Annotated in this window: 8 protein-coding genes; 6 read left to right on the forward strand and 2 right to left on the reverse strand. The window is 58.6% G+C overall.

What is annotated here, in order from left to right; genetic code table 11:
• The 6 genes from VF515_14705 to VF515_14730 form a co-directional block, all read left to right on the forward strand.
• A partial coding sequence (locus VF515_14705; protein HEX7408881.1) for a hypothetical protein occupies positions 1 to 271 on the forward strand: 271 nt, incomplete at its 5' end.
• A gap of 74 nt (positions 272 to 345) precedes the next feature.
• The gene (locus VF515_14710; GenBank protein HEX7408882.1) at positions 346 to 1875 is read left to right on the forward strand and encodes a DUF3395 domain-containing protein; all 1530 of its coding nucleotides are present in this window, start codon (positions 346 to 348) and stop codon (positions 1873 to 1875) included.
• A gap of 114 nt (positions 1876 to 1989) precedes the next feature.
• Positions 1990 to 2145, forward strand: coding sequence for a DUF3309 domain-containing protein (locus VF515_14715; GenBank protein HEX7408883.1), 156 nt, complete (start codon positions 1990 to 1992; stop codon positions 2143 to 2145).
• Positions 2146 to 2274: 129 nt separating this feature from the next.
• Positions 2275 to 2940: a lipid-binding SYLF domain-containing protein gene (locus VF515_14720; GenBank protein HEX7408884.1), complete on the forward strand. Its 666-nt coding sequence runs from the start codon at positions 2275 to 2277 to the stop codon at positions 2938 to 2940.
• Positions 2941 to 3105: 165 nt separating this feature from the next.
• Entirely contained in the window at positions 3106 to 3252 is a 147-nt protein-coding gene (locus VF515_14725; protein HEX7408885.1) for a lmo0937 family membrane protein, read from the forward strand.
• A 268-nt stretch (positions 3253 to 3520) separates the two neighbouring features.
• The gene (locus tag VF515_14730) at positions 3521 to 3736 is read left to right on the forward strand and encodes a hypothetical protein (protein HEX7408886.1); all 216 of its coding nucleotides are present in this window, start codon (positions 3521 to 3523) and stop codon (positions 3734 to 3736) included.
• A gap of 19 nt (positions 3737 to 3755) precedes the next feature.
• On the opposite strand, the gene VF515_14735 is transcribed toward VF515_14730, so the two are convergent.
• Complete coding sequence (locus VF515_14735; protein HEX7408887.1) at positions 3756 to 4577, reverse strand: hypothetical protein; 822 nt, start codon at positions 4575 to 4577, stop codon at positions 3756 to 3758.
• A gap of 23 nt (positions 4578 to 4600) precedes the next feature.
• Positions 4601 to 5731: zinc dependent phospholipase C family protein (locus VF515_14740; protein ID HEX7408888.1), on the reverse strand; the 1131-nt coding region annotated here is incomplete at its 5' end.

A 5731-nucleotide genomic window follows, 5' to 3' on the forward strand; every position in this document is an offset into this window, starting at 1 on the left:
CTACCGCGGCGCTACTTCGAACTTTTCTCCCGGGCTGGCGCAGCGCAATGGGAATCTTCCGCCAGGCCTGCGAAAGCACCTGCAGCGGAACGGCATGTTGCCGCCCGGATGGCAGCAGCGCCTCGAGCCGCTTTCCGGCGACCTCGAACGGAGGCTGCAACCTTTATATAGCGGTTATGCGCGCGGCATGATCGGGCAGGACGTGGTGATCATCGAAAACAATAGCCAGCGCATCATGGACGTCATTCTCGATGTAACAGCGCGCCGCTGATTCGGCGGCAATAAAAGAAGTGATAGAGGAGATTCGCCGTGAAGAGATTGTGTACTGCTCTCGTGCTGGTTTGTTTGCTCGCGTTTCCCTTACTCGCTGCGGCACAGAGTAGCTGGGAAATCGTCCGTGCCGATTACGGCTCCGGAAACAACTGGGTGGATGTGACCGACCGTGTTCGTTCGCTGGTTCAAGGCGATTTGCTGAACTTCCGGGTGGATGGAAGTCTCCTGGGGGCGGGCTCGCGGCGTGGCCTCAACGGGGCTTTGCGGTTGCAACTGACGGACAATGCAGGGAGAAGCCGGCAGATCACCTACAGCGACAGCCAGCAGGTGAACCTGCGGATTCGCACCGCTTACCAGAGCAGCCTGCACATCAGCCGCGCCGTTTACGGGAGCGGTAACCGCTCCGTCGACGTTACCTCCCGCGTGAATTCGCAAATCGAGGGCGACCAACTCAACCTGCTGGTAAACAACGACAGCATGGGCGGCGATCCGGCTCCCGGACAGGCCAAGACTCTTACATTGGAATATGCGCTGAACGGGCGCACGAGCCAGGTCGTCATCAATGAAGGCGACACGCTGCGCCTGCCGTACGACTCCACCAGCCAGAGTAATTTGCAGATCACCCGCGCCAGGTACGGGGCGGGCAATCGGACCTCCGACGTCACCTCGCGGCTGAACTCGCAGATACAAGGAGACCAGCTCAACCTGCAGGTAAACAGCGACAGCATGGGCGGCGATCCGGCCCCCGGGCAGGCCAAGACCCTTACCGTGCAGTATGCGCTGAACGGCCAAACGAACCAGGTCGTCATCAATGAAGGCGACACGCTGCGCCTGCCGTTCGACTCCACCAGCGATCTATCGCAGAGAATCCGCTGCGAGTCGGTCCAATCCGACGGCTACGGACGCAAATACTGCGCCGCCAATACCCGCAACGGAGTCCGCCTCATCCGCCAGATCGGCGAATCCGCGTGCACCCAGGGCTCCAGCTGGGGCTATGACACTAGCGGCGTCTGGGTGGACAACGGCTGCCGTGCGGAATTCGAAATGCGTGCGAACGGCCGCTCCACCGGCGCTCTGACAACCACGATTCCGAACGGCACCGAAATCTCGGTCCGAACCAATGAGACGATCGATTCCAGGAACGCCACCGTGGGCCAGCGGTTTTCCGGCGTGATCGCCGCCGATATCCTCGACAGCTCGGGCGCGGTAATGATTCCCAGGGGTTCGGACGCCGAGCTGGTGATTCGAAGCGCCAACGGCGGGGGCATCACTTCTGGCTCGGATCTGGTGCTCGACATGAATTCCATCACGGTGTCCGGGACGAGGTATGTCGTAAGCACCGACGACCTGCAGCAGCAGGGCGGGCAGGGCGTGGGCGCGAACCGGAGGACGGCCGTCATGGTGGGCGGCGGTGCGGTCCTGGGAACGCTGATCGGCGCCATTGCGGGAGGCGGGCAAGGCGCGGCGATTGGCGCCGCCGTCGGCGCCGGCGCGGGCTTGGGCGCCGAAGTCCTGACGAAAGGTAGACAGGTGCGAGTTCCAGCCGAGACGCTTCTTAGATTCAAGCTCGATCAAGATTTGCGTTTGCAGGAGATGCGTTAGCCGGAACTGCACTTCATCGGGAGCGCAGACTCGGAAGGTCAAGGCCATGTTGCAAAGGTTGGTCAAGCGGATTTGAGGCTCTTCTGCCGCGCCGCTGTTGAAAGGAGAAACTTCATGCTCGCAACGATCGTAATTGTCATCCTGGTACTGATGCTCGTCGGAGCTCTTCCTCGATGGGATCATAGCCGACAATGGGGCTACTTCCCGAGCGGCGGCATTGGGACTGTCTTGCTGATTGTGGTGGTTCTGATCCTATTAGGCAGGCTTTAACCATCGAACGCACTTGAAAGGCGGGATCGTGACCCTGCGAGAAGCACAACGCTGCCAGAGCTGGGGCGGCGAATCGTAAGAATCACAGCCAGGGAGGCTGTAACCATGAAAAAACTACTGTTGCTAGCGGTGGTGTTGGGCCTGTGCAGTGTGGCGTGGGCACAAGAAGGCCACCAGGATTCCCTCGAACGTCTGGCCAAGGCGGGCGTGGTACTGAACGAAATCATGAGAACGCCTGACAAGGGTATCCCGCAGGAAGTATTCGAGAATGCCAAGTGCATCGCCGTCGTGCCCAACATGGTGAAGGCCGCATTCATCGTTGGCGGCAAGCACGGCCGCGGCGTCGCTACCTGCCGTACCGCCAGGGGCTGGAGCGCGCCGGCGATGATCTCCATAGGTGGCGGGAGCTGGGGCCTGCAGATTGGTGCGCAGGACATCGACCTCGTCATGACCGTGATGAATGACCAGGGCATGCAGCGCATGCTGTCAAACAAGTTCCAGGTGGGCGGCGACGCCGCCGCCGTCGCCGGCCCGGTCGGGCGCCACGCCTCTGCCGGTACGGACTGGAAAGCCGACAGCGAAATCCTTACCTATTCGCGATCCAAGGGACTGTTCGCCGGTATCTCGTTGACGGGTGCAGTCGTGCAGCAAGATGACGATTCCACCAAGGACGTTTATGGCAAGATGATCGATCAGCGGACCATCCTCAGCGGGTCGGTGGCCGCTCCGGCGGCTGCATCGTCGTTCCTGGCCGCGGTGAGAAGCGGCAGCAGGCTCTCCCGCGATAAGAAGTGAGAGCAGGCGAGAGGAAGTAGCCGAGTTCATTCGGCAGGGCTATCGCCGTCGCACCTGGCCGCGTTCTGTTAATGGAAGAGCCGGCCAGGCATTGGCAGTTTAAATTGCCGTCACCGTTCACGGAACGCGCCAGGTCGTGCTCGCGGACGACCTTAGGAGACAATTATGCTTTGGACAATCGTCGTAATTCTTTTGATCTTATGGCTTCTGGGCTTTAGCCTCCATATCGCCGGAGGACTGGTCCATATCCTGCTGGTAGTGGCACTCGTGGTGGTGGTTATCAACCTGCTGAGCGGGCGTCGGGGCGCCTGATGAAGCGGAGTTCGCGGGCCAATTCTGAAGTGCATCGAGCGACGCACGCCTGACCTCGTGAAGATGCCGGCTTCCGGGCCCATTACCGCGTCGTGCAAATCACCACGGTTGGTTCCAGAGGTGTGGCGCTGGTTAATTTCGATCTGACAAAGGTCGCACGAGAAGGGACGGGCGTGCCTTCTCGCCGCGGCAGCCAGATCCGGTTCAAGATGGAGCGCGGCCGCAGCGGCTGGAAGATCGTGGACTTTCGTCCGCTGGAGTGTTTCCAGTGAAGCAACTGTTTTGGATTGGCCTGGTGGTGATCGTCTTAGGCCTGATATCGCTCGTGCTCCCGATCCCCCACAGTGAGCGCGAAGGATTCTCAGCGGGTGGGATGTCGATGGGGATTCATAACCAGAACAGCGAAACGGTGTCGCCGATCATCAGTGCAGTGATGATTCTAGGCGGCGCCGGCATGGTGATCACGGGCAAGAGCAGGAAATAATCACACTCTTGAAAATAATCTAGGGAGCCAGGAGCTGGCTGGCCTGTAAGAGGCTGAGATCCCCGGCGACCGCGCGGAAATTCGACCGGATCTCGTATTCTTGTTTGCTGATTGTCTTGAAGAACACTACAAGTCCTGATAATTGAATATTGATCAGGGCAGTCTTCCATTGTGAAGATCCGACCTCCACACGCCCAATCTCGATTGTGCCGCCGTTGTCGATGTGCCCCAGGAGCCCATACCCAAAGTCCACGCGGTTGATGATTTGGCCCGAGAGCTTTGCCAGGCGTTTCTGCTGCGCATCGATCAGAACTACTCCGGCAAGGCTATGCACCACCCGGGCTTCGTAGGTCGGGGGTTTGTAGTTGGGGTCGGGGCGGAATTTGAGCCTCACAAACTTTCCCTCGACGCCGTCGTAGGCGTAAAGAAAAGCTGCCGGCATCACCCGCATTAGGTTCTCCAGCTTCTGCTCGTCATCGTCGTACTGTTGCTTGAGCTTCGATTGCTGGCTCGTATCGTGCATGAGGCTGCCAAAACGTGCGTTGTCCTGCTGCCGCTGGTCAGCGGTCAGCGGTTTGCCGTCGATCGCACGTACACGGTAGAGCGGGCCGTGTGGGGTCTCCACCTGCTCCTCCGTGAAGGATTGGCCTCCCACTCGCTTTTCGATCGCATACATCCATTTCCGCTGCTGCACCCGGTCCCCGAGCTCATTTGCTATGACGGCATGAATGAGATCGCCGGCAGGCACCACCTTACTTTGATCTTGCGCCGGGGCGGCGCTAGAAACTGCCAACGCGATTGCGATGATGAGGCGGCGTAAATTCATCGGTTCTATAGGCATTATCGATCTCTACGGTCGTCGCTCTAGCGGGGTGCTTCCTGCGTGTTGGATGCTGGTTCTGGAACCATCGATTTCAGCAACGCGACGTTCTTGAGCACCTTTCTCCAATCTTCGGGTTCCTTCTTCGCGAAAACGGGAACATTCGTGGTGTTGTAGAAGCCTAAGACATTGTTCCGCAGCTCTGGCGTCATGTCGGCAAACTTACGGTCTGCCAGCTTGTCCAACAGCTTGGCATACGCTTCGTCGGTCAACCCGTACTCCCCGGCCACAGTCGGCTTGCCGGTATCAAAGTCCTTGTTTGCCAGAGAAAGCTTTCCCGCTTTCAAGTCCGCAAGATAGGTCCCATATTGGACTACGGTCGCGTTGACACTCTTCAGATACAGAGTCTCGGTTTCCGGGCTTGGCATCTTGAAACCGACCGCCTTGAAGGGGCCGATTTTGGGCAAGAGCATAAAAAATACGGCGAGTATCCGGGCGCCCACCCCCGGTTTTTGGTAGCCGTTTCCCCACTCGCGCTCATAATCAGTGCGCTTCATGTTGTAGAGAAACTTCTTCTGCGTGAAATTCGGGTCCTCTTTGACCATTTCGTCTTTCTTAACCAGCAGCGCGACGCGAGTCATTTCAGGAATGACACCACTGATGGACCGGCGAAACGTGCCGATGGAAAAATCAACGCTGCTGAAGATGTCTTTCAACTCAATCCCGTATGTCTTCAGGAATGCCCGTTCCAGCACCTTTTTTGGGACCTGAAACCCGATGAAGTCGTGGTATGAATCGGACGTGTAGCGGTGCTTGGCGACTTGGACAACATCAAAACCGAACTCTGTCTGGATGTGGGCTTTCTTACTTTCGGCATACGTGACCTGGGGTCCAAACTTGGCTCTCAGTTTGGGAAACCCATCCCCGACGGCAGTGTTCACTGACGGATGGCCAGTGATGTCGGCGGTGTAGTGCGCCAACGCTCCCATTGCGAATGCGTATTCATTGACGTCGGTCGCCTCGGAAAGCAGCGCCTGAACAAAATCGCCGCTCCGGACGTAGTGAACCAGATCGCTGAACAACTTGTTCCCGAACGGGTAGTAACCCATGTCCTGGATCAGGCATCCGCCGTAGGCGTACCCGTGCGCCATGCGCAGGTCCTCGGCTGATGTGCC

It is taken from the genome of Candidatus Binatia bacterium (assembly GCA_036382395.1).
Classification (GTDB): domain Bacteria; phylum Desulfobacterota; class Binatia; order HRBIN30; family HRBIN30; genus JAGDMS01.

Coding starts and splice junctions, on each gene's coding strand:
- VF515_14715 (HEX7408883.1), top strand. CDS start 1,990: ATGCTCGCAACGATCGTAATTGTCATCCTGGTACTGATGCTCGTCGGA.
- VF515_14725 (HEX7408885.1), top strand. CDS start 3,106: ATGCTTTGGACAATCGTCGTAATTCTTTTGATCTTATGGCTTCTGGGC.
- VF515_14735 (HEX7408887.1), bottom strand. CDS start 4,577: ATGCCTATAGAACCGATGAATTTACGCCGCCTCATCATCGCAATCGCG.